This window comes from Janthinobacterium breve, from assembly GCF_051380895.1.
In the GTDB taxonomy this organism is placed as follows: Bacteria; Pseudomonadota; Gammaproteobacteria; order Burkholderiales; family Burkholderiaceae_D; genus Janthinobacterium.
In genome coordinates this window covers 76,364-96,432 of the sequence record NZ_JBNYXY010000006.1, presented here as the reverse complement: position 1 = coordinate 96,432, position 20,069 = coordinate 76,364, and the positions used below count along the sequence as shown (strand labels likewise).

The 20,069-nt window shown below is 65.2% G+C and carries 14 protein-coding genes; 6 read left to right on the top strand and 8 right to left on the bottom strand.

Features of this window, described 5'->3' with window-relative positions; genetic code table 11:
* Positions 1-56 precede the first annotated feature (56 nt).
* Positions 57-875, top strand: coding sequence for a formate dehydrogenase accessory sulfurtransferase FdhD (gene fdhD / locus ACQ4W0_RS12895; protein WP_436577071.1), 819 nt, complete (start codon positions 57-59; stop codon positions 873-875).
* Here fdhD and ACQ4W0_RS12890 read toward each other — a convergent pair.
* Positions 872-3,175, bottom strand: coding sequence for an FdhF/YdeP family oxidoreductase (locus ACQ4W0_RS12890; RefSeq protein WP_436577070.1), 2,304 nt, complete (start codon positions 3,173-3,175; stop codon positions 872-874). The genes fdhD and ACQ4W0_RS12890 overlap by 4 nt on opposite strands.
* Positions 3,176-3,319: 144 nt before the next feature.
* Between ACQ4W0_RS12890 and ACQ4W0_RS12885 the strand changes: the two genes are divergently transcribed.
* Positions 3,320-4,081, top strand: a complete 762-nt coding sequence (locus ACQ4W0_RS12885) for a GNAT family N-acetyltransferase (protein WP_436577069.1) — start codon at positions 3,320-3,322, stop codon at positions 4,079-4,081.
* Here the strand turns inward: ACQ4W0_RS12885 and ACQ4W0_RS12880 are convergent.
* The 3 genes from ACQ4W0_RS12880 to ACQ4W0_RS12870 form a co-directional block, all read right to left on the bottom strand.
* Positions 4,014-9,482, bottom strand: coding sequence for a CHAT domain-containing protein (locus ACQ4W0_RS12880; protein WP_436577068.1), 5,469 nt, complete (start codon positions 9,480-9,482; stop codon positions 4,014-4,016). The two genes, ACQ4W0_RS12885 and ACQ4W0_RS12880, sit on opposite strands and share 68 nt — an antisense overlap.
* Positions 9,483-9,774: 292 nt before the next feature.
* Positions 9,775-10,062 (bottom strand): hypothetical protein, encoded by a 288-nt coding sequence (locus ACQ4W0_RS12875; RefSeq protein ID WP_034786045.1) that lies wholly within the window; start codon positions 10,060-10,062, stop codon positions 9,775-9,777.
* A gap of 179 nt (positions 10,063-10,241) precedes the next feature.
* Positions 10,242-10,934, bottom strand: a complete 693-nt coding sequence (locus ACQ4W0_RS12870; RefSeq protein WP_436577067.1) for an ABC transporter ATP-binding protein — start codon at positions 10,932-10,934, stop codon at positions 10,242-10,244.
* Positions 10,935-11,256: 322 nt separating this feature from the next.
* Here ACQ4W0_RS12870 and egtD point away from each other — a divergent pair, with 322 nt between their 5' ends.
* Entirely contained in the window at positions 11,257-12,249 is a 993-nt protein-coding gene (gene egtD / locus ACQ4W0_RS12865; RefSeq protein ID WP_436577066.1) for an L-histidine N(alpha)-methyltransferase, read from the top strand.
* A 10-nt stretch (positions 12,250-12,259) separates the two neighbouring features.
* The gene (egtB, locus tag ACQ4W0_RS12860) at positions 12,260-13,507 is read left to right on the top strand and encodes an ergothioneine biosynthesis protein EgtB (protein ID WP_436577065.1); all 1,248 of its coding nucleotides are present in this window, start codon (positions 12,260-12,262) and stop codon (positions 13,505-13,507) included.
* 5 nt (positions 13,508-13,512) lie between these two features.
* Here the strand turns inward: egtB and ACQ4W0_RS12855 are convergent, their stop codons facing one another.
* The 4 genes from ACQ4W0_RS12855 to ACQ4W0_RS12840 form a co-directional block, all read right to left on the bottom strand.
* Complete coding sequence (locus ACQ4W0_RS12855; protein ID WP_436577064.1) at positions 13,513-15,117, bottom strand: methyl-accepting chemotaxis protein; 1,605 nt, start codon at positions 15,115-15,117, stop codon at positions 13,513-13,515.
* A 169-nt stretch (positions 15,118-15,286) separates the two neighbouring features.
* Positions 15,287-16,993 (bottom strand): 2-isopropylmalate synthase, encoded by a 1,707-nt coding sequence (leuA, locus tag ACQ4W0_RS12850; protein WP_436577063.1) that lies wholly within the window; start codon positions 16,991-16,993, stop codon positions 15,287-15,289.
* Between the two features lie 364 nt (positions 16,994-17,357).
* The gene (locus tag ACQ4W0_RS12845; RefSeq protein ID WP_436577062.1) at positions 17,358-17,645 is read right to left on the bottom strand and encodes a barstar family protein; all 288 of its coding nucleotides are present in this window, start codon (positions 17,643-17,645) and stop codon (positions 17,358-17,360) included.
* Positions 17,642-18,301 (bottom strand): hypothetical protein, encoded by a 660-nt coding sequence (locus ACQ4W0_RS12840; RefSeq protein ID WP_436577061.1) that lies wholly within the window; start codon positions 18,299-18,301, stop codon positions 17,642-17,644. Before ACQ4W0_RS12840 ends, ACQ4W0_RS12845 begins: the two co-directional genes overlap by 4 nt.
* Positions 18,302-18,477: 176 nt before the next feature.
* Here ACQ4W0_RS12840 and ACQ4W0_RS12835 point away from each other — a divergent pair, with 176 nt between their 5' ends.
* Both ACQ4W0_RS12835 and ACQ4W0_RS12830 read left to right on the top strand, forming a co-directional pair.
* Positions 18,478-19,389 (top strand): patatin-like phospholipase family protein, encoded by a 912-nt coding sequence (locus tag ACQ4W0_RS12835; protein ID WP_436577060.1) that lies wholly within the window; start codon positions 18,478-18,480, stop codon positions 19,387-19,389.
* Between the two features lie 59 nt (positions 19,390-19,448).
* Positions 19,449-19,856, top strand: coding sequence for a GlcG/HbpS family heme-binding protein (locus ACQ4W0_RS12830; protein WP_034786036.1), 408 nt, complete (start codon positions 19,449-19,451; stop codon positions 19,854-19,856).
* Positions 19,857-20,069: the final 213 nt, after the last annotated feature.

Here is a 20,069-nt window from a genome sequence, read left to right as displayed (position 1 = left end):
CCCCGCTTGCCCATTCTGGTTTACCATGGGGCCTGTGATAGTTCCCCATGGTTGCCATGTCAGAAGAAACCAGTATTGAACGCGCCGGCTTCGTCGAGCGCGCCATCGTCCGCCACCGCGCGGGCGACTCCACTGCCGCCATCGACCACGTCGCCGAGGAAATCCCCGTCGCGCTGGTCTTCAATGGCATTTCCCACGTCGTCATGATGGCCACCCCGCGTGACCTGGAAGCGTTTGCCTATGGCTTCGCGCTGACGGAAGGCGTGGTCGCTTCCGCCGGCGACATTTTCGACTGTGAAGTCTTGCTGCGCGCTGATTCCGCCGAAGTGGCGCTGACCATCGCGCAGGAGGATTTCGTGCGCCTGAAGGACCGCCGGCGCGCGCTGACGGGCCGCAGCGGCTGCGGCGTGTGCGGCATCGACAGCATCGACATGCTCGATTTGCAGCCGGAAGCGCTGCCGCCGTCCCTGATCCAGGTCGACTTGCCCGCCGCGCTGGCGCGCGCGTCGAGCGGCTTGCGCGAACACCAGGCGCTGATGCGGGCAACGGGCGGCGTGCATGCTGCCGCGTGGTGCACGCCCGACGGCGTTATCGTGCACGTGTTCGAGGATATAGGCCGGCATAACGGCCTCGATAAACTGATTGGCCACCTCGCCCTGAACGGCGCCGACATGCGGCGCGGCTTCGTGTTCCTGTCCAGCCGCGGCAGCTACGAGCTGGCGCGCAAGGCGGCGCGCATGCAGATTCCCTTGCTGGCGACCATTTCCGCCCCCAGTTCGCTGGCCATTTCCATCGCCACGCAGGCGGGCATGAAGCTGGTGGGCTTCTGCCGCCAGGATGCTTTCGTCGACTACACTCCCGGCGTCACGCTTTAAGTTCCGCTGCGTTCCAGCAGTACGGGGACGGATTTCGACGTCGGCGTGCCGGCGCCGTCGGCCGTGCTGGCCAGCGGCACCAGCGCGTTTGTTTCAGGATAGTAGGCGCCCAGGCAGCCGCGCGGGATGTCATAGGCCACCAGCCGGAAGCCATCGGCGCGGCGCGGCACGCCATCGTCCCAGGCGCCGATCATATCTACCAGCTCGCCATCGGCAAAGCCCAGCATGGCGATATCTTCCTTGTTGGCGAAGACGACCTTGCGCGTGCCGTACACGCCGCGGTAGCGGTCATCCATACCGTAGATGGTGGTGTTGTACTGGTCGTGCGAGCGCGTACTCATCAAGACCATCAGGCGTTCGCCATGGCGCGCGCGGGCGCGGTGCAGCGGCGTGTCCAGCGGCAGCGGGGCGACGAGGAAGCTGGCCTTGCCGCTGGCCGTCTTCCACACGCGCTCGCGCGAGGCCACCGTCAGATGAAAGCCGCCTGGAATGGCCACCCTGGCGTTGTAGTCGTAAAAATCGTCAAACACCTTTTCGATGTCGTCGCGGATGCGCGCATAGTCGGCTGCATATGCGCGCCAGTCTACCAGGCCGCTGCCGACCGTCGCTTCGGCCATGCCGGCCACGATGGCCACTTCCGAGCGCAGCTGCGACGAGGCGGGCGCATTGCGGCCGTATGAAATATGCACCATGCTCATCGAGTCTTCCACCGTCACGCCTTGCGCCACGCCGCCCTGCAGGTCGATTTCCGTGCGCCCCAGGGTGGGTAGCAGCAGGGCTTCCTTGCCGATGACCAGGTGGCTGCGATTGAGCTTGGTGGCCACCTGCACCGTCAGCGCGCAGTTGCGCAGGGCGGCGCAAGTGACGGGCGTGTCGGGCGTGGCGGCGGCGAAATTGCCGCCCAGGGCGATGAACACCTTGACGTCGCCGCGCTGCATGGCGGCGATGGTGGTCACCACGTCGTGGCCGTGCGCGCGCGGCGGATGAAAACCATACACCTGGCCCAGGCGGTCAAGGAAGGCCGCCGTGGGCTTTTCCTCGATGCCCACCGTGCGGTCGCCCTGCACGTTCGAGTGGCCGCGCACGGGACACAGGCCGGCACCCGGCTTGCCGATCTGGCCGCGCAACATCATCAGGTTCGACAGCATGCGGATGGCCGCCACGCTGTGCTTGTGCTGCGTCAAGCCCATGCCCCAGGTGGCGATGATGCGCTGGCCCTTGACGAAGATGTCCGTCAATGCCTCGATCTGCGCGCGCGCCACGCCCGACTCCTGCAGCAGCAGTGGCCAATTCTCCGCGCGCAGGTCGTCGCGGAAGGCGTCGAAGCCGCTGCAATGCTGCGCGATGAAAGCATGATCGATGATGGCGGGGGCACCGGCCACCTGCGCCGCATCGTCATGCTCGACGACGCGCTTGGCGACGGCCTTGATCAGGGCGAAGTCGCCGCCCAGGGGCGGCTGCACGAACAGGCCGGCCAGGCGCGTGCTGCCCAGAGTCGCCATTTCCAGCGCGCTTTGCGGGTCCATGAAGCGCTGCAAGCCCCGTTCGCGCAGGGGATTGATGGAGACGATGCTGCCGCCGCGGCGTGCGCATTCGCGCAGTTCGCCCAGCATGCGCGGGTGGTTGGTGGCGGGATTCTGGCCGAAGATGAGGATGGTGTCGGCCAGTTCGAAGTCGTCCAGGGTCACCGTGCCCTTGCCGATGCCCACAGTGGCCGGCAAGCCGCGGCTGGTCGCCTCGTGGCACATGTTCGAGCAATCGGGGAAGTTGTTGGTGCCGTACAGGCGCGCCATCAACTGGTACAAAAAGGCGGCTTCGTTGCTGGCGCGCCCCGAGGTGTAAAACGCGGCCTGGTTCGGGTCGGGCAGGGTGCGCAGGTGGCGCCCCACCAGGGCGTAGGCGTCTTCCCAGGCGATGGGCACGTAGCGGTCACTGGCAGCGTCGTACACCATCGGTTCGGTCAGCCTGCCGTGCTGTTCGAGCGCGTAGTCCGATTGCTCCAGCAGCTGCGTCACGGTATGGCTGGCAAACAGGTCCGGGCCGGCGCGGCGGCTGGTCGCTTCGGCGGCGACGGCCTTGGCGCCGTTTTCGCAAAAGGCAAACGTGGAAGCGTGGTTGCGGTCGGGCCAGGCGCAGCCGGGGCAATCGAAACCGTCCGGCTGGTTTTGCGCCAGCAGGGCTTTCAGATTGCCGGGCGCCACCCGTTCCTGGCGCAGGCTGATGGCCACGTGTTTCAAGGCATCCCAGCCGGCGGCCGGCCTGGTGTAGGGCGTGATGTGCGGTGCGTCCTGGTCTTTCATGCTGTCTTCCTGCTGGGCGAGTGTGGTAATTATGCACGATCCCCGCATGACATTGACTTGCGTCATGGAAATGACATTCGGCTGTCATTTTCCTGACATATTAGACAAGTACGCTGGAGTCGTCTTGATCACAGGGATGAAACCATGCAAAACATAATCGCATCAAACGAAGCCAAGGCCCGGCCGGTTCAACTGGTGTTGAGCCAGGCCACCACAGCGGCGGAATTGCGCGAAGTCCAGCGTTTGCGTTACAAGGTGTTTATCGAAACCATGGGGCTGACGTCGCTGGCCAACGCCGATGGCCTCGACAGCGATGAATTCGACGCGCATTGCGATCATCTGATCGTGCGCGACGCCGATACCTTGAAAGTGGTGGGCACTTACCGCGTGCTGAGCGCGGCCAAGGCAGCCAAGATCGGTCGGCTGTATGCGGAAAACGAGTTTGACCTGAGCCGGCTGAAGAACCTGCGCGGCCGCATGGTCGAAGCGGGCCGCGCCTGCATCCACCCGAAATACCGGGGTGGCAGCGTGATCATGCTGCTGTGGTCGGGTCTGGCCGAGTACATGCGCCGCGAGCGCTGCGACTACCTGGTCGGTTGTGCCAGCATCAGTTTGGCCGATGGCGGGCATAACGCCGTCGCCGTGTACCAGGCGCTGGCGGAAAAACACATGGCCCCAAGCGAATACCGCGTCACGCCGCACCTGCCTTTCCCCATCCACCAGGTGGAAGCGGCGCACAAGCCGCAGGTGCCGCCGCTGATCAAGGGCTATCTGCGTTCGGGCGCCTGGATTTGCGGCGAACCGGCCTGGGACCCTGATTTCGAAAGCGCCGACATGTTCATGATGATGCCGCTGGCGAATCTGGATGAGCGCTACGCGCGCCATTACGGAGTGGTGCCTGGCTAAGGCCAAGACCCGGCAGTGAGGACTGCAACTGGCTGGCCAGCGCCTGCACGGCGCTGCGCACGCCGGTCTCCGCGCTGTCGGGCGGCAGCAGTTCGAGCAGGAAGTGCAGCGGCACCATGATCGCTTCGGATTCGCCGATGCTGCCGTGGCGCCGCACGGCGTCGTGGTAAAGCGCCAGGAACGCGGCGCGCGCGGGCGCGTCGAAGGGCTGGCCATCCGGCGCCTGCCACAGGGCCGCCAGCAGGGCGGCGCGCACGGGGGCGCCGGCGTCGATGGCGCGGTGTTCGTCCGCGTGGCGCTGGCGCGCATACGCGATGGCGTCGTGCAGCAAGTCGCCCAGTTGCGCATCGAGCGCGTGCCAGGCGCTGTCGTCGCCATGGGCTTTCAGCAGCAGGGCGCCCGTCAGCACCTGGAAAATCAGGTCGCAGTCGGCCACGCCGCTGCGCAGCCGCGCTTCTTCCAGCGCGGCCAGGCAGGCATCGCTCATGGCGCGCAGCGCCGGCGCGCCGGAGATTCCCCCGGCGCAGGCCAGGCGTGCCTGCAAGGCCCAGTAGCGTCCCAGCAGGGCCAGGCGCTGCGCCGTGGGTGCCAATTTCACCAAGAGGTCGATATGCTGCTGTCCGTCGTGCAGCAGCTGCCGTCCCTGTGCCGGGTTGGGCACGGCTGGCACCTCGATGCCGGCGCCCGCATCGATGCCGCACAGGGCCGCGCCCTGGCGTATCTCCAGTTCCGCCCAGTGCGCCAGCGCGCGCAGGCCCACCTTGCCGTCGGCCGCGCTGTGCGCCGCCCGGTAGTGCTCGATGGCGCGCAGGGTGTTGTCCAGGCCACCGAGGCCGGCGCGCGTGGCGGCCATGTTTTCGCGGATGTCGGCGCAGCCGAAGAAGCGCGCGCGCACGGCTTCCTCGATGCTGGCCAGCTTTTCCTCGATGGCGGCGCGGCGCGCCGCGTCGGCGCCCGCCAGGCGCGCATGCAGGGTTTCCAGGTCGGCCAGCAGGTGGCCATGGTAGTGGTAATCGGGCACTTGCCAAGGGCGGCTCTGGGTGTTCGGGAAACGGTAGCGGTCGTCGCCATACGCCTGGTAGGCGCCCCAGGTGTTCGAGGCCGGGAACTGCAGATACGCCGCCTCGCGCGCCAGGCGCACGGCATCGCCGAAAAATTCGCCACTCAGCATGGCGTGATAAAAGCTGTGCGCGAAGATGCTGGCCGCCTGGTCGTCGATGCGCCAGCCGGCCGCGATCACCGCCTGCGAACCCATTTCAATGAAGGCCGTGGCCAGGCTGGCGGCCAGTTTCGACCACGGAGCGATGGCGTCCGGACGCATGTCGCCCAGGTGGCAGCAATTGATGAAGACGAATTGCGGCACCCGTTTCAGCTTGCCCACCTGCGCCGCCGTCAGCCGCGTCTTCGGTCCCAGCACCAGGCCCGTATGGGCGATGCCGGGGCCGGCCACTTCGCCGTGGCCGGCCAGGTGGATGGCGAAATAGCGCTCGTCGAACAGGTGCACCAGCACGCGTTGCGCCTGCGGGCGCAGCAGCTCGCGCACCTGGTAGCCGTACGCGCCGAACATGCGCGCCACGTCCTGCGCCTCGGCCTGCGCGGCGGGCAGCTCGGGCAGGCCGGAATCGGTATCGCCGATCACCAGCACGTTGTTGCTGGGCGGGCTGACGGCGGGCGGCTGCTCGCGCAGGCTGGCCAGCTGGCGCACCATGCCGATGCGCGTGGACAACGGGCTTTCCTCGCTGCCCGCCTCGTCGCGCATCAGCTCCCACGGATAGATGGCGGCGCTCTGGTCGACGGCCAGGATCAGGCCGCGCATCTCGGGGATGGCCGCCTTCAGCCCATTGGGCAGCATCAGTTCGTACAGGGCGCGCGACAGGCCCGGCTGGTCGGTGGTGTTGTCGGTGGCATCCATGATCAAGCCGTCGACGGCTTGCCGCTGGTTCGGCTCTTCGTCGACGCTGTTGTGGGCGCGGTCCGTCAGCACGGTGAAGCGCAGGGCGCCGGAGAGATCCGCGGCGACGATCTGCACGCGGCGCCAGCCATTGTCGCCGCTCAGGCTGGGCAGGATGCGCCGATAGCCGCCCGGGCTGTGGCGGATGCGCCGCTCGAACGTGAAGCTGCCCTGGTAGCGCGCCTCGGCCATGATCTGCTCGATGGCCACGGCGGCGGCGATGGCGCGCGCCTCCGATTGTTCATAGATGGCGATGTGGCCGATGCGGCACGCCATGCCCGCGTCTTCCAGGCGCCGGTTGGCGCTGCGCGCGCCGTCGATCAGGGCTCGTGCACACAGGGCGATGCTCAAGCCGCCATAGCCGGAACCGGACAGCAGGCTGGCCACGCGCAAGCCGTGTTCGCCCATCGGCGGCGCAGCCACACGGTCGGCGGCGCGCACCTGCAGGCAGACGCACGCGTATTCGAGCAGGCCGCCGGCAAAGGCGCGCGCCAGTTCGCCCGGCGTCAGTTCGCCCAGCGCGCCCAGGCCGATGACGATGGCGCCGCCGGGCCGGTGCGCCGCATCGGGCTGCAGCACCACCAGGGCCGCATCGGGACGTTGCGGAAAGCGCCCCAGCGCGTGGATTTCCTGCAGCTTGCCCGCCAGCAGGCGGTCCAGGAAACTCATGCTGCCGCGCAGCGATTCATACGCATAGCAGCCGCTCATGACGGGCGCGTCGGCCGAGGCCATGCTGCCGTGGATGAGGGATAGGCTCAGCTGCGGCGCGCGGCTCTCGGGCGCGCTGGCGGGGCCGGTGGCGCCGATGGCGGCATCGAGCAATTCCTGCGCTTGCGGGTACAGCGGTCGCGCATCGGGGGCGTATGGGCGGAAGCGGGGCGGTGTGCCGCCAGGCGCGTGCGGCGGGCGCCGGGGCAGGGCTGCGCCCTGGCCGCCGTCGAGCAGCTGCGCGATGGCCGGGTAGTATTCTTTTTGCAGCAGCAGGTCGCCATGCGCCACCGGCAGGTAGCAGGCCTCCACCCCGGCCGGCACGGCGCCTTGCCAGGCCGTGCGGCCATCGCCGTCCGGCGACCAGGCTGTCTCGATGCCGCCGTCATGCAGGCGCAGCGCCACCGGCGTGTCGGCGCAGCCGGCCAGGTAGCTGCAATGGCGGGCGTCGAGCGGGGCCGCTTCCAGCAGGGCCACGGTGGCGCGCGCCGCCGCCAGCGCTGGCGCTTCGGGCGCCTGCCAGCCGTCGGGCAGGCCCGCTTGCCCGTCGCCCGCGGCCAGTTGCACCCAGGCGTCGGCGTCGAAATAATCGATGCTGCCCGCCTGCGGCCACGGCAGCATGTCCAGCACGCCGGGAAAGGCGCGCACGAAGCCGAGAAACTGGCGCCGCGTGTGCTTCCAGCCTATCCAGCACGCCAGCATCTGCACCAGCCGGTCGCGTCCCAGCAGCACTTGCACCATCGCCTGCGTGCCCCGGTTGGCGCTGCCCACCTGCAGCAGGCGGCTGCCGGGCAGGGCGCCGAAGCGTTGCCAGCGGTCTTTCAGGGCCAGCCGCGCCACCAGCCCGCCCATGCCGTGAGCAACGATGCGCAAGGGTTGGCTGCGCTGTTCGGCGTCGTGCATGGCTTCGTCGAGCACGGGCAGGAAGGCGTTGCTGGCGTGCTGCAGCGATAAACGCCAGTCATACGTAAAGGGCCGCACTTCCTGGCGTTGCGCGAGAAAGCGGGCAAACGGCTCATAGCAGGATTCGACCCAGCCGGCGCTGACGATGTGCAGCTGGCCCACGGCCAGGCGCTCGATGCGCCCTTCGACCAGATTGACGGGGTCGAACCAGATGCGGTTGCTGCCCACTTGCAGGTGGCTGCCCATGATGTCGGGCAGCAGCAGCACGATGGGGGCGTGCGCGCGCCGCTTCGGCACTTCGCCGCCGCGCGCCAGCGCGCCGTGCTCCATGCCGGGCAGCGGCTGGTAGGCGGTCTCGTCGCCGGTGAGCGCCTGCACGGCGGCCAGGCTGGACGGCGCGCGTTCGAAGTAGTTCAGGTGGTGCGTCTGCGGCCCGCGCAGCAGCAGTTGCCGCACCGGCGTGCTGCGCGTGGCGCCGCCGGCCATCGAGGCGCAATTGACCACCAGGTCGTTCTGCCCGCCATACAGCTGGCCGTCGAGGCAGTCGCCCAGCCAGCCCAGCAAGCTCTCGCCGCTGCACGCGCCGGCCAGCACATGCAGCGGGCTGGCCACGCGCACGTCGGGCGCGTTGAGCAGCGCCACCAGGGGCGAGTCGGGCATCATCGCTTCCAGGCCCGGCAGGATGCGCGCGTCGCAGCGCTGCTGCACCACGGCCAGCAGGAAGGCCATGCCGCCATCGGGCACATCGTCCTGCAGCAGCAGGTTGCACATCACGCTGGCCCAGCGGTCCAGCCGGCCCGACATCAAGGTGGTGCCGCGCGCCGGGCAGGCCACGCGCACGAAGCGGGCGATGCGGATGGCGCGCGTCTTCAATTCCACGCCCAGTTCGCGCAGGCGCGCCGCATCCGCGTCGTGGCCGCTGCGCCCGCCCAGCCGCGCCTGCGCCGCGAAGTGCTCGATATCGTGGCTGTTGAACGCTTCGCCGCCCACCGTGTTTTCGCTCAGCCGTTCCAGGCCGTCGCCAGCCAGGTCGACGGCGCCGCGGCTGTCGATGCGCTGCGCCCGCGCCAGCAATTCTCCCACCAGCCCGCCGCGCGAATGGGCCAGCAGGTGCAGCACGGCGCCGTGCGGCAGCTGGCGCACGAGTGCCAGCGCATTCTCGATGGGGCTGTCGCTGAGGCTGCGGTGCTCATAGCCGTAGATGCGGTTGCCGTACTGCGCCGCCAGCCGCGGCGCTAGGCCGTTGCGCCACAGGCCGCCAAAGCTGCGCTGGGTCGATGACGCCGTGCCATGCAACAGCAGCAGTACTGGTTCCGGCCCGGCGGGCAGGCTGGCCACAGCGGTCATGCTGCCCGCTTCGATGCCGCAACGGTACAGGCCCAGGCGCTGCTCCAGCTGGCGGTCCTGGAAGGTGCCCGCCGCCGTCAGCGCCGTCATGGCGGCGGCGCCGCAGCGGTATACGCGCACTGCCCGCAGCATCCAGGCGCCCAGGCCGTCGCGGCTGGCGCCGGGCGGCGGGCGCGCCGCCTGCGGACGCAAGGCCAGCCCCACTTCGATACTGGCGGGTGCGCCGTCGCGTGCCGCCGTGGCCGGCCCCAGATAGCGTGGCAGGTCCAGGCTGCTCGCCAGCAGCGAACTGCCGTCGCACAGCAGCAATTGCACCACGTCGGCCGGACCGATATCGAGTGCGATGCGGCAACTGCCGATGCCGCGCGCGCCCGACAGCACATGGGTCTCGCTGTGCCAGCCGGGCGCGGCGGGGCAGGCACCGGCGCTGGCGAGGGGATCGCGCGTGAGCGTCAGGCGCAGCACGGGCGGCGCAAGAGGGTCGCTGGACATGCGGTTGAGATCACTGGTTAAAAGCTGACCTTGCTACCTGCGTAGACTATGCGTGTTGTGTCAGATCAAGTTTGAGTGGAAATGCTGGCTGGCAGAGGGTAGTGCGGAGTGAAAGCGGGGAGGGGATGGCGCTGGAGCGGGTGGGCAGAGAAACGGTCAGCATGGTTTGGGCTGGGTCTCTTCGCTATCGTGCTCGGATGTTGTTTGGTGAGCCTACTATGCGAATTTCAGGGCAAAAATACATGGCGCCGGGGACCTGGGTGCCTGGCATGGCATGACAACAGCGTGTGGTTCAGTGGACTGGCGTGGCGGACAGTTCCTTCAGTTCGCGGATGGTGATGTCCGATTTTTCATGCATGCGCAATAAAATCGTTGCACCGACCGACAGTTTGCCGTGACGAATCTTGCTGATGATGGGGGGCTGGACTTCCAGAACTCGGCACAGCTCCGCATCATTTTTCAGGTTCATCTTCTCGATCAGGGTATCGAGCAGCTTGTTGGGCACAAAACTCGATGGTTCGAGCGCACGCGCCCGGTTCATCGCTTCAATCATTTCCAGCTTCTTTTGCCGAACGTTCATTTACTCCTCCTTCAGGTTATGCAAGGGACGAGACCACATACTGCGGTCCCGGCTATAGTTCGTCATCGCAGTACGGCTGTCCGGATGACGTGACATCATTCGCATTGAAACATTGATAACCAGGCAAGTGATTTCAATAATACTACGATAACAAAACTTGTGATAGATGGTTGCTTAAATTAACTGATTGTTTGATTAATTTGGTTGACGATTGTTGTATTTTGTAAGCCGTTTTTCGTCAGAATCATGGTTCTGTCCGCCATTTCGGCGGCGGCCAGCGAATGCGTGACCATGATCGCGCAACTGCCGTTGGCCTTGATTTCGGCGCGCAGCAATTGCAGGATGCTGTGCGCCGTATCGGGGTCGAGGTTGCCGGTAGGCTCATCGGCCAACACCAGCGCCGGCTTGTGCACGAGCGCGCGGGCAATGGCCACGCGCTGCATTTCGCCGCCGGACAGTTGCTGCGGAAAGTCGCCGCCGCGTCCGCCCAGGCCGACCGCCTCGAGCATGCTGGCGGCACGCTCCTGGGGCAGTCCGTTGAGCAGCAGCGGCAGGGCCACGTTTTGCAGCAGGGTCAGGTGCGGCAAGACGTGGAAGGCCTGGAATATAAAGCCCATGCGGGCGCGACGCAGCCGGGTGGCGGCGGCGTCGTCGAGGCTGGACATGGCAATGCCGTCCACCAGGATAGGGTGCGCTTCGGCACCCGCATCGGGCGTATCGAGGCCGGCGATCAGGTTCAGCAAGGTCGACTTGCCGACGCCCGAATCACCCATGATGGCGATGAATTCCCCTGCCTTGAAGCGGCAGGAAATGTTGGCCAGCACGGGACGGGCATGGGCATAAGACTTCGACAGATGGCGCAATTCGAGCATGGTGTTAACGGTTATCGTAAAGGGAGGCACGCGGGGGAGAGGGGGGCCTGGGAACTGCAAAGGGGCGCGGATTATTTGGCCGGCAATGTGTAGTATACGACAGGATTATCCTTTTTGCTTGGCAATACCAATTTTGTGTGCACACTGCTGGTTTGACCTTAAGTTACCTGTCGCACGGCTGGCTTGTGCGGATTCCGCTATGATGGGAAAAAGTCATCGGCAATGGCGCCCTCCATGCCCTGCGCGGCAGCAGGCAGAACGCGTGCATGCCAGGTGCCTGCCCAGCAAGCCCTTCGTGAACCTTGATAGACGACGCCAGCCCATGACCATGCCACTCGCGCAACAGCAGTCAGATTTGTCTCCCGCCAGCAACGTCCGGGTGGCCAGCGCCACTCTTGCCACGATAGTCGAGATCAGCAGCGGCCTGCTGGCGCGCGAAGCCTGGACCTCGCCCAAGTACCTGTACGACGCGCTGGGCTCGAAACTGTTCGAAGCCATCTGCGCCTTGCCCGAGTATTATCCTACGCGCACCGAGGCGGCCATCTTCGCCCGGCACGGCGCCGAGATCGCGCACGCCGTGGGGCCGGGCAGCACCCTGATCGACCTGGGGGCGGGCAATTGCGCCAAGGCCGCCAGCCTGTTTCCCCTGCTGCACCCGGTTCAGTATGTGGCCGTGGATATTTCCTATGATTTCCTGAGTGAATCGCTGGGCCGGCTGCAGCAGCGCTTTCCGCACATCGAGATGACGGGCCTGGGCCTGGATTTCTCCAGCCGCCTGGACTTGCCCGACAGCGTGCGCGAGGCGCGGCGATTGTTCTTCTATCCAGGCTCGTCGATCGGCAATTTTGCTCCTGAGCAAGCGACCGCCTTCCTGCGCCGCCTGCGCGCCAATGCGGACGGCGATGGCGGCCTGCTGATCGGCGTTGACCTGATCAAGGACGACGCCATCCTCGACGCGGCTTACGACGATGCGCTGGGCGTCACGGCCGCCTTCAACCTGAACATGCTGCGCCACGTGAACGGGCTGATCGGCGCGGACTTCGACGTGCGCGCCTGGCAGCACCATGGCTTTTTCAATGCCGACGAGCGCCGCGTCGAAATGCACCTGGAAGCGCGCAGCGAGCAAGTTGTCCATTGGAAAGGTGGTCAGCGGCGCTTCGCGAAAGGCGAGCGCATCCATACAGAAGACAGCTACAAATACACGCGCGCAAGCTTCGTCGGCTTGCTGGAGCAGGCGGGTTTTTCCACCGTGCAAGTCTGGACAGACCCGCAGCAGTGGTTTGCCGTCATTTACGCGCGCGTCATCCGGGATTAAGAAGGAAGAGATGTTGATCGATCATTACAACAAGGTGCGGCAACACTCGCTGTTGCTGGCCGAACCATTGTCCGACGAGGATTGCGGCGCCCAGTCGATGCCGGACGCCAGTCCCGTGAAATGGCATCTCGCGCATACCACCTGGTTTTTCGAGACGTTCATTTTGGAAAGCATGGAAGCGGCGTTCACGCCATTCCACCCCGCCTTTCGCGTATTGTTTAACTCGTACTACAACGGCGTGGGCGAGAAGCATCCGCGCGCCCAGCGTGGCTTGCTGACGCGGCCCGGCATGGCGCAGGTGCGCGCCTACCGGATCGATGTCGATGCGCGCATCGCCCGCCTGCTGGCGGGCGAACTGGCGCGTCCCGAGCGCGAGCGGCTGACCACGCTGCTGGCGCTGGGGCTCGAACACGAGCAGCAGCACCAGGAATTGCTGTTGACGGACGTGAAGCACTTGCTGGCGCAGAGCGCCCTGTTTCCTGCTTACCTCGATACTGCTAGCCTGGACAGCGTGCTTGCGCCAGCGCAACAGCACGCACCGCCCACCGCCTGGCTTGCGTTTGACGGCGGCCTGTCGCAGATCGGCCACGCGGGCGACGGTTTTTGCTTCGACAATGAATTGCCGCGCCATCCGCAATACGTGGCGCCGTTCGAACTGGCCAGTGCGCTGGTGACGAATGGCGACTATCTGGCCTTCATCGAGGCGGGCGGTTACCGCACGGCGCATTGGTGGCTGGCCGAAGGCTGGGACTGGGTGCGCAGCCAGCAGCTGGAATGCCCGTTGTACTGGCAGCGCGACGCGGCGGGTCACTGGCAGGAATTCACATTGTTCGGGTTGCGCCCGCTCGACGTGCAGGCGCCGGCCACCCACTTGTCGCTGTTCGAGGCGGATGCTTATGCGCACTGGGCCGGCGCGCGTCTGCCGACGGAAGCGGAGTGGGAAGTGGCGGCGCAAGGCATCGAAGTGCAAGTCGGCCGGCTGCATCCGGCCACCGGTGCGCCGGGAGGGGGATTGCGGCAAATGTTTGGCCACTGCTGGCAGTGGACCAGCAGCAGCTACGCGCCGTATCCCGGCTACCGCACGGCGCCCGGGGCGCTGGGCGAGTACAACGGCAAGTTCATGCTGAACCAGTATGTGCTGCGCGGCTCGTCGTGCGCCACGCCGGCCGGTCATGCGCGCGCCAGCTACCGTAATTTCTTTCCGGCCGGTGCGCGCTGGCAATTTTCCGGCATCCGCCTGGCGCGCCAGGTGCAGTAAATAGCCTAGTGCAAGCGCGGGACGGTGGGCGCATCAGGGCGGCTTGGCGCCTTGCCGCCGGCGTCTTGCTCCAGCCTGAACTGGCTGACGAGGGTTTCCAGTTCGCTTGCCTGTTCATGCATGGCCGCTGCTGCCGCAGCCGCCTCTTCGACCAGGGCCGCGTTCTGCTGCGTCGTCTGATCCATCTGCATGATGGCGGCATTGATCTGCTCGATGCCTTCGCTTTGTTCGTGGTTGGCGACGCTGATTTCACCGACGATGGCGCTGACCCGGCCCACGCTGGCCACCACTTCATCCATCGTGGCGCCCGCCTGGCTGACCAGCTGCGCGCCCTGGCCCACCCGATCGACGGAGTCGGCGATCAGTTCCTTGATTTCCTTGGCGGCCGCTGCCGAACGCTGCGCCAGGTTGCGCACTTCGGACGCCACCACGGCAAAGCCGCGTCCCTGTTCGCCGGCCCTGGCCGCTTCCACGGCCGCGTTCAGGGCCAGGATATTCGTCTGGAAGGCGATGCCGTCGATGACGGCGATGATGTCGACGATCTTGCGCGAAGAGGCGTTGATGGCATCCATGGTGCCGATCACTTCCGCCATGGCCGTGCCGCCGCGCTGCGCGATGTTTGATGCCGAGCGGGCCAGGCTGTCGGCCTGGCGCGCATTGTCGCTGTTGCTGCGCACGGTGCCCGTCAGTTCGATCATCGACGAAGCGGTTTCTTCCAGCGCGCTGGCTTGTGCTTCCGTGCGGGCCGACAGGTCGGCATTGCCGCTGGCGATCTGGCTCGACGCCACGGCGATGGTGCCCGTGCCGCCGCGCACTTGCCCCACGAGGGTGGCCAGGTTGGTATTCATGTCGCGCAGCGCCTGCAGCAACTGGCCCGTTTCATCCTTGCCGTCGGCCACGATTTTACTGCTCAGGTCGCCTGCGGCCACGGCTTGCGCCACGCGCAGGGCATACGCGATGGGCGTGGTAATCGAGCGCGTGACCCACCAGGCAAAGAGCACGCCCAGCAGCAGGGCGGCCGTGCCCAGGCTGGCCATCAGCACATTGGCTGCGGAAATATTCTGCTGGATCTGCTGGCCGCCATGCACGACCACTGCACGCTGGATTTCATTCAGGTGGTTCACCGTTTTCTGCAACTGATTCAGGGCGGGCAGGGTATCGTCGCGCACATGCACGGCCGCTTCCGCCCGCTGTCCCGCCACCAGCAGCTTGTCGGCCTGGCTGAACGAGACGACATAGGCCTTGCGCTGCTGCTTCAGGGTGGCCAGCAGTTCCTTGCCTTCAGGCAGCATGATCAGGCCGTCGAGGATGGCCAGCGCATCGCTGATGGTGGCCTTGTTGGCATCGATTTCGCCGTGGATGGCGTTGGCGCGGGCCGGATCTTCATGGATGAACAGTTCCAGCACCAGCGCCGCGTTCGAGCGCGTGGTGCTGCGGATGGTGGCAATGGCGTCGGCCTTGGCCCAGTCCTTCTCGATGATGGACTCGCTGAGCGCGCCGATTTTATCCAGGCGCAACAGTCCCGTACCCACCAGCACTGCCATCAGCAGCAGCACCACGCCAAAACCGGCACCCAGGCGCATGCCTATCTTCATATCCGTCAATTTCATACTGATTCCCTCGGTAGCTAATGATCTGTCTCCGGTGGTCTTGTTATGAAACGATTATACGGTCGGCGATACCTGATTTGCACTACTAATTGCCCAATAGAAATGAAAAAGCGGCACGGCGATCAAGCCGTACCGCTTTTTCTCCCTATGAGGGATGCCTGAGTCTTGCTCAGGCGGCGCTGGCCGCCACGTCGGCTGCCGTTGTTTTTTCGGCGTCCGTCTGCGCGATGCGGCGGTTCACGGCCGACAAGACAGCCTTGAACGAGGCGGTGACGATATTGCTGTCGATGGCGGCGCCGAACAGGGTCGGGCCGTTGTCGAGGCGCAATTCCACATAGCAAGCCGCTTGCGCGTTGGCGCCCGAGCCGATCGAGTGCTCATGGTAATCCATCAGTTTGATGTCCAGGCCCAGCGCATTGACGAAGGCGTCAATCGGGCCGTTACCGCCGCCTTGCAGGGCCAGCGGCGTCTGGCGGTGCGACAGGCTGATGTCGATCTGCACGGATTCATCGCTGCTGGTGTCTTCCACCATGCGGTGCGAAGCGTAGGCGTACGGCGCCGTCTGCTCCAGGTATTCCTTCTGGAAGATTTCGTGGATATCCTGCGCGGCGATTTCGCGGCCCGTGGCGTCGGCCACGGCTTGCACGGCGCGCGAGAATTCGATCTGCAGGCGGCGCGGCAAGACCAGGCCGTATTCTTGTTCCAGCAAATACGCCATGCCGCCCTTGCCGGACTGGCTGTTGACGCGGATCACGGCGTCGTAGCTGCGGCCCAGGTCGGCCGGATCGATGGGCAAGTACGGCACTTCCCAGATGCTGTCCGGTTGTTGCTTGGCAAAACCTTTCTTGATCGCATCCTGGTGCGAGCCGGAGAATGCCGTAAACACCAGGTCGCCCGCATACGGGTGGCGCGGGTGGACGGGCAACTGGTTGCACTCTTCCACGCACTTGCGCACGGTGTCGATGTCGGAGAAATCCAGGCCCGGGTGCACGCCCTGCGTGTACAAGTTCATCGCCAGGGTCACCAGGTCGACGTTGCCGGTGCGCTCGCCATTGCCGAACAAACAGCCTTCCACGCGGTCGGCGCCTGCCATGACGGCCAGCTCGGCCGACGCGACTGCCGTGCCGCGGTCGTTATGCGGATGCACGCTGATGATGATGGAATCGCGGCGCGCCAGTTTGCGCGACATCCATTCGATCTGGTCCGCATACACATTGGGCGTGCTGCATTCCACGGTCGACGGCAGGTTGACGATCATCTTGTTGGCGGGCGTCGGCTTCCAGATGGCGCTGACGGCGTCGCAGATGTGCTTGGAGAAATCGAGTTCCGTGGTGGAGAATGATTCTGGCGTGTATTCAAAGCCCCATTGCGTTTCCGGATGCTGCGCCACCAGCTGTTTCACGAGGGTGGTGCCGGTGGTGGCGATCTGCGTGATTTCTTCGCGCGACATGCCGAATACCACTTTGCGGAACACGGGCGCCACGGAGTTGTACAGGTGCACGATGGCGCGCTTGGCGCCGACGACCGATTCCACCGTGCGGCGTATCAATTCTTCACGCGACTGCGTCAGCACGATGATGGTGACGTCGTCAGGGATACGGCCTTCATCGACGAGCTTGCGCACGAAGTCGAAATCCGTCTGCGATGCCGATGGGAAACCCACTTCGATTTCCTTCAGGCCGATGGCGATCAGCATCTCGAAGAACCGCAGCTTCTTTTCCGCGCTCATCGGCTCGATCAGCGACTGGTTGCCGTCGCGCAAGTCGGTGCTCATCCAGATAGGCGGTTTGCTGATGATCTGGTTCGGCCATTGACGGTCGGTCAATTTGACGGGAGGAAAAGCGCGGTATTTGGAAGCTGGGTTTTGCAACATCATGATCGGGTACTCCTGAAGATAGGGGGGAAATCAATCGTTGTGGCGCAAGCTTGCCGGGCGGCCACGCAACACTAGGCCAGGCAAGCGGTCGGTAGCGGTAGCAGAGCGGCTGCGATGCCAGCGGGGGCGGTCGCAGTGGGGATTACGTGTACGAATGGGGATGGTGCAAACATCATCAAACCTTCCAGGGTTTTTGAAACACGCCGGCGTGTGGCCAGGCGAAGCAATGCGGCAAACTTATGCGCGTGCTAGGTGTAGTCGCGATAGCGACAGCAGGGAAGGGGAGGAATGTTTGAAGGAGGACATGCACTTAATGTACGGGAAGTTGGGCCGGACTGTCAAGCGTTTCCGTTTTACCGCTCATTTACAAGTAACGCACGTGCGCTGCCTGGGCCGGTATTTCCTGCGCCAGGCGCGCCAGGATGCGCTGCAGGATGGCTGCATCGCCGGGCAGCCGCGTGACAAAGGCTTGCCAGCCGACCAGTTCTAGCTGTTGCGGCATGTCCACCAGGCCCGTGATGGCATCCCAGAAGGCATCCCAGTTCATGCCGTAGAAGGCCGGAAAGGCCAGTGCGGCCGCCAGGCTGGCATGCAGCTGGCGCGCGGTGTTGATATCGCTCAAGTCGAGCGTCACCAGGGTTTGCCTGTTCATACTATGCCCTTGAGCAGGTTTTGCAGGTTTTCGCGCATGCCGCCCACCACGCTTGCGTGCTGTTCCAGAATGGTGGGCGCATGCTTGAACGGTGCCGGATCGAGGTACAGGCGCGGCAAGTCGGCCACGGCCACGCCGCGTGGGCCGGCGCGCAGGATGTCGTCCACATGCTTGTTGATCGAGTTGACGGCCGCCTGGATGCGTGGCGTGGCTGACGCGGCCAGGCAGGCGGCCAGCGCGGCGTCCAGTTCGGCGCGCGCGGGCGCCTGTGGCAGCACGGGCGCGGCGATCTGTTCCAGCGGCGACATGTTGACGGCCGGCTTGCGATACGCGCGCAGGGTATCGAGCGCCATCAGCCGGTGCGGGCCGCCGCGCTGCAGCCAGTCGAGGATGCGCGGCCAGGGCGTGCCCAGCAGGGCTGCCGCCACGCCCCATTGTCCCGCCACGGGCGAGCCCATATTGGCGTCGATCCAGTCGATGGCGGCCGGGTTGCCCGTATAGGCCAGCAGGATGGCGTTCGACGAGCGCAGCGCGGGCGCCTGCGTGGCCAGCACGCAAGTGAGCCAGGCGAGGGCGCCGTCGCCGGGGCGGCTGGCCAACTGTTGTGAAAAAGGGGCGCTCAAGGCGCGGCTGTCGGCAAATTGATGTTCTGACATATCGGAAGCAAGTAACAAACCAGGCGCCAGTCTAGCAGCCGTGCGGTGGCAGAGTCGGCGCGCACGAACATTGTCACCGCAAACATTTAAGACAGGCTTCAGTGCGGGCGGCCCCGCTTGCGCTACAATCGGCTCTCCTTTGTTGCCACTGCCGCGCGCGGTTCTCTTCTGCCACTATGTTCCCTAAACGCCTGACCCTGCTTGCCCTGGCCGCCTTTGCGCTGGCCGGCTGCGATACCACCGTCCCGAAACCCGTACAAGTATTGACTCCCCCCGAGCCCATCGTCGTGCCGCCGCGCAAGATCAAGATCGGCCTGGCCCTGGGCGGCGGCGCGGCGCGCGGCTTCGCGCATATCGGCGTGATCAAGGCGCTCGAATCGCAGGGCATCCACGCCGACATCGTCACGGGCACCAGCGCCGGCAGTGTGGTGGGCGCCCTGTATGCGGCGGGCAACAATGGCTTCGCCCTGCAAAAGATGGCGTTCGACATGGACGAGGCGGCCATTTCCGACTGGGCCTTGCCCCTGTTCGGCAAGTCGTCCGGCGTGCTCAAGGGCGAGGCGCTGCAAAGCTATGTCAACAAGGCTGTCGGCGGCGTGCCGCTGGAAAAACTCAAGATTCCGTTTGGCGTGGTGGCGACCGACCTCAAGAATGGCCAGCCCATCCTGTTCCAGCGTGGCAACACCGGCATGGCCGTGCGCGCCTCGTCGGCCGTGCCTGGCGTGTTCCAGCCCGTAACGATTGCCGGTCACACCTATGTCGATGGCGGCCTCGTCGCTCCCGTGCCCGTGCGCTTTGCGCGCGACATGGGCGCCGATTTCATCATCGCCGTGAATATCTCGTCGCAAACGGATACGCAAAAGGCCATCAGTTCGATGGAAGTGCTGATGCAGACCTTCGCCATCATGGGCCAGCGCATCAACCAGTTCGAGCTCAAGGATGCGGATGTGGTGATCCAGCCCAGCCTGGGCACCATGAAGGGCAACGATTTCAACAGCCGCAACCAGGCGATCCTGGCGGGCGAGCAGGCGACCTTTGCCGTCATGGCGCAGCTCAAGCAAAAGCTGAAAGCCAAGCGCGAGCAGTAAGCGATCGCGCCGCTGCGCATTTCGTATACAATTTTGCTTCAACATAACAAGGATGCACCATGCAATCGAAACCGATTTTGACCCTGGACGACGTAAAGAAAATCGCTGCCGCCGCCGAAGCGGAAGCGGTCAAGAATAACTGGGCGGTCACGATCGCCATCGTCGACGACGGCGGCCACCTGCTGTGGCTGCAGCGCATGGACGGCGTGGCGCCGATCTCGTCGCACATCGCCCCATCGAAAGCCAAGACGGCAGCGCTGGGCCGCCGCGAATCGCGCATCTATGAAGAGATGATCAATGGCGGCCGCGTGTCGTTCCTGAGCGCGCCTGAAATCGACGGCTTGCTCGAAGGCGGCGTGCCCATCGTGTTCGACGGACACTACGTGGGCGCCGTCGGCGTCTCGGGCGTGAAATCGGCGGAAGATGCGCAAATCGCGAAAGCGGGTATTGCCGCTTTAACGGCCTAAGTAGTCGCCGCAGTTGCAGGGCCAGCCGCTCCGCGCAAGCCGGGCGGCTTTTTCATGGGGCGCGGGTTTTATGCTGCCATGCAAAAAAATGCCGCCCACTCTACATTTTCTTCCTTGTGGAAAAGCTTCCTTTTGGTTATAATTCAAAGGTTTAGCCAATCACACATATACCGTAGCGACTACCCATCCCCTCATTCAAAATGACCGTTGAAA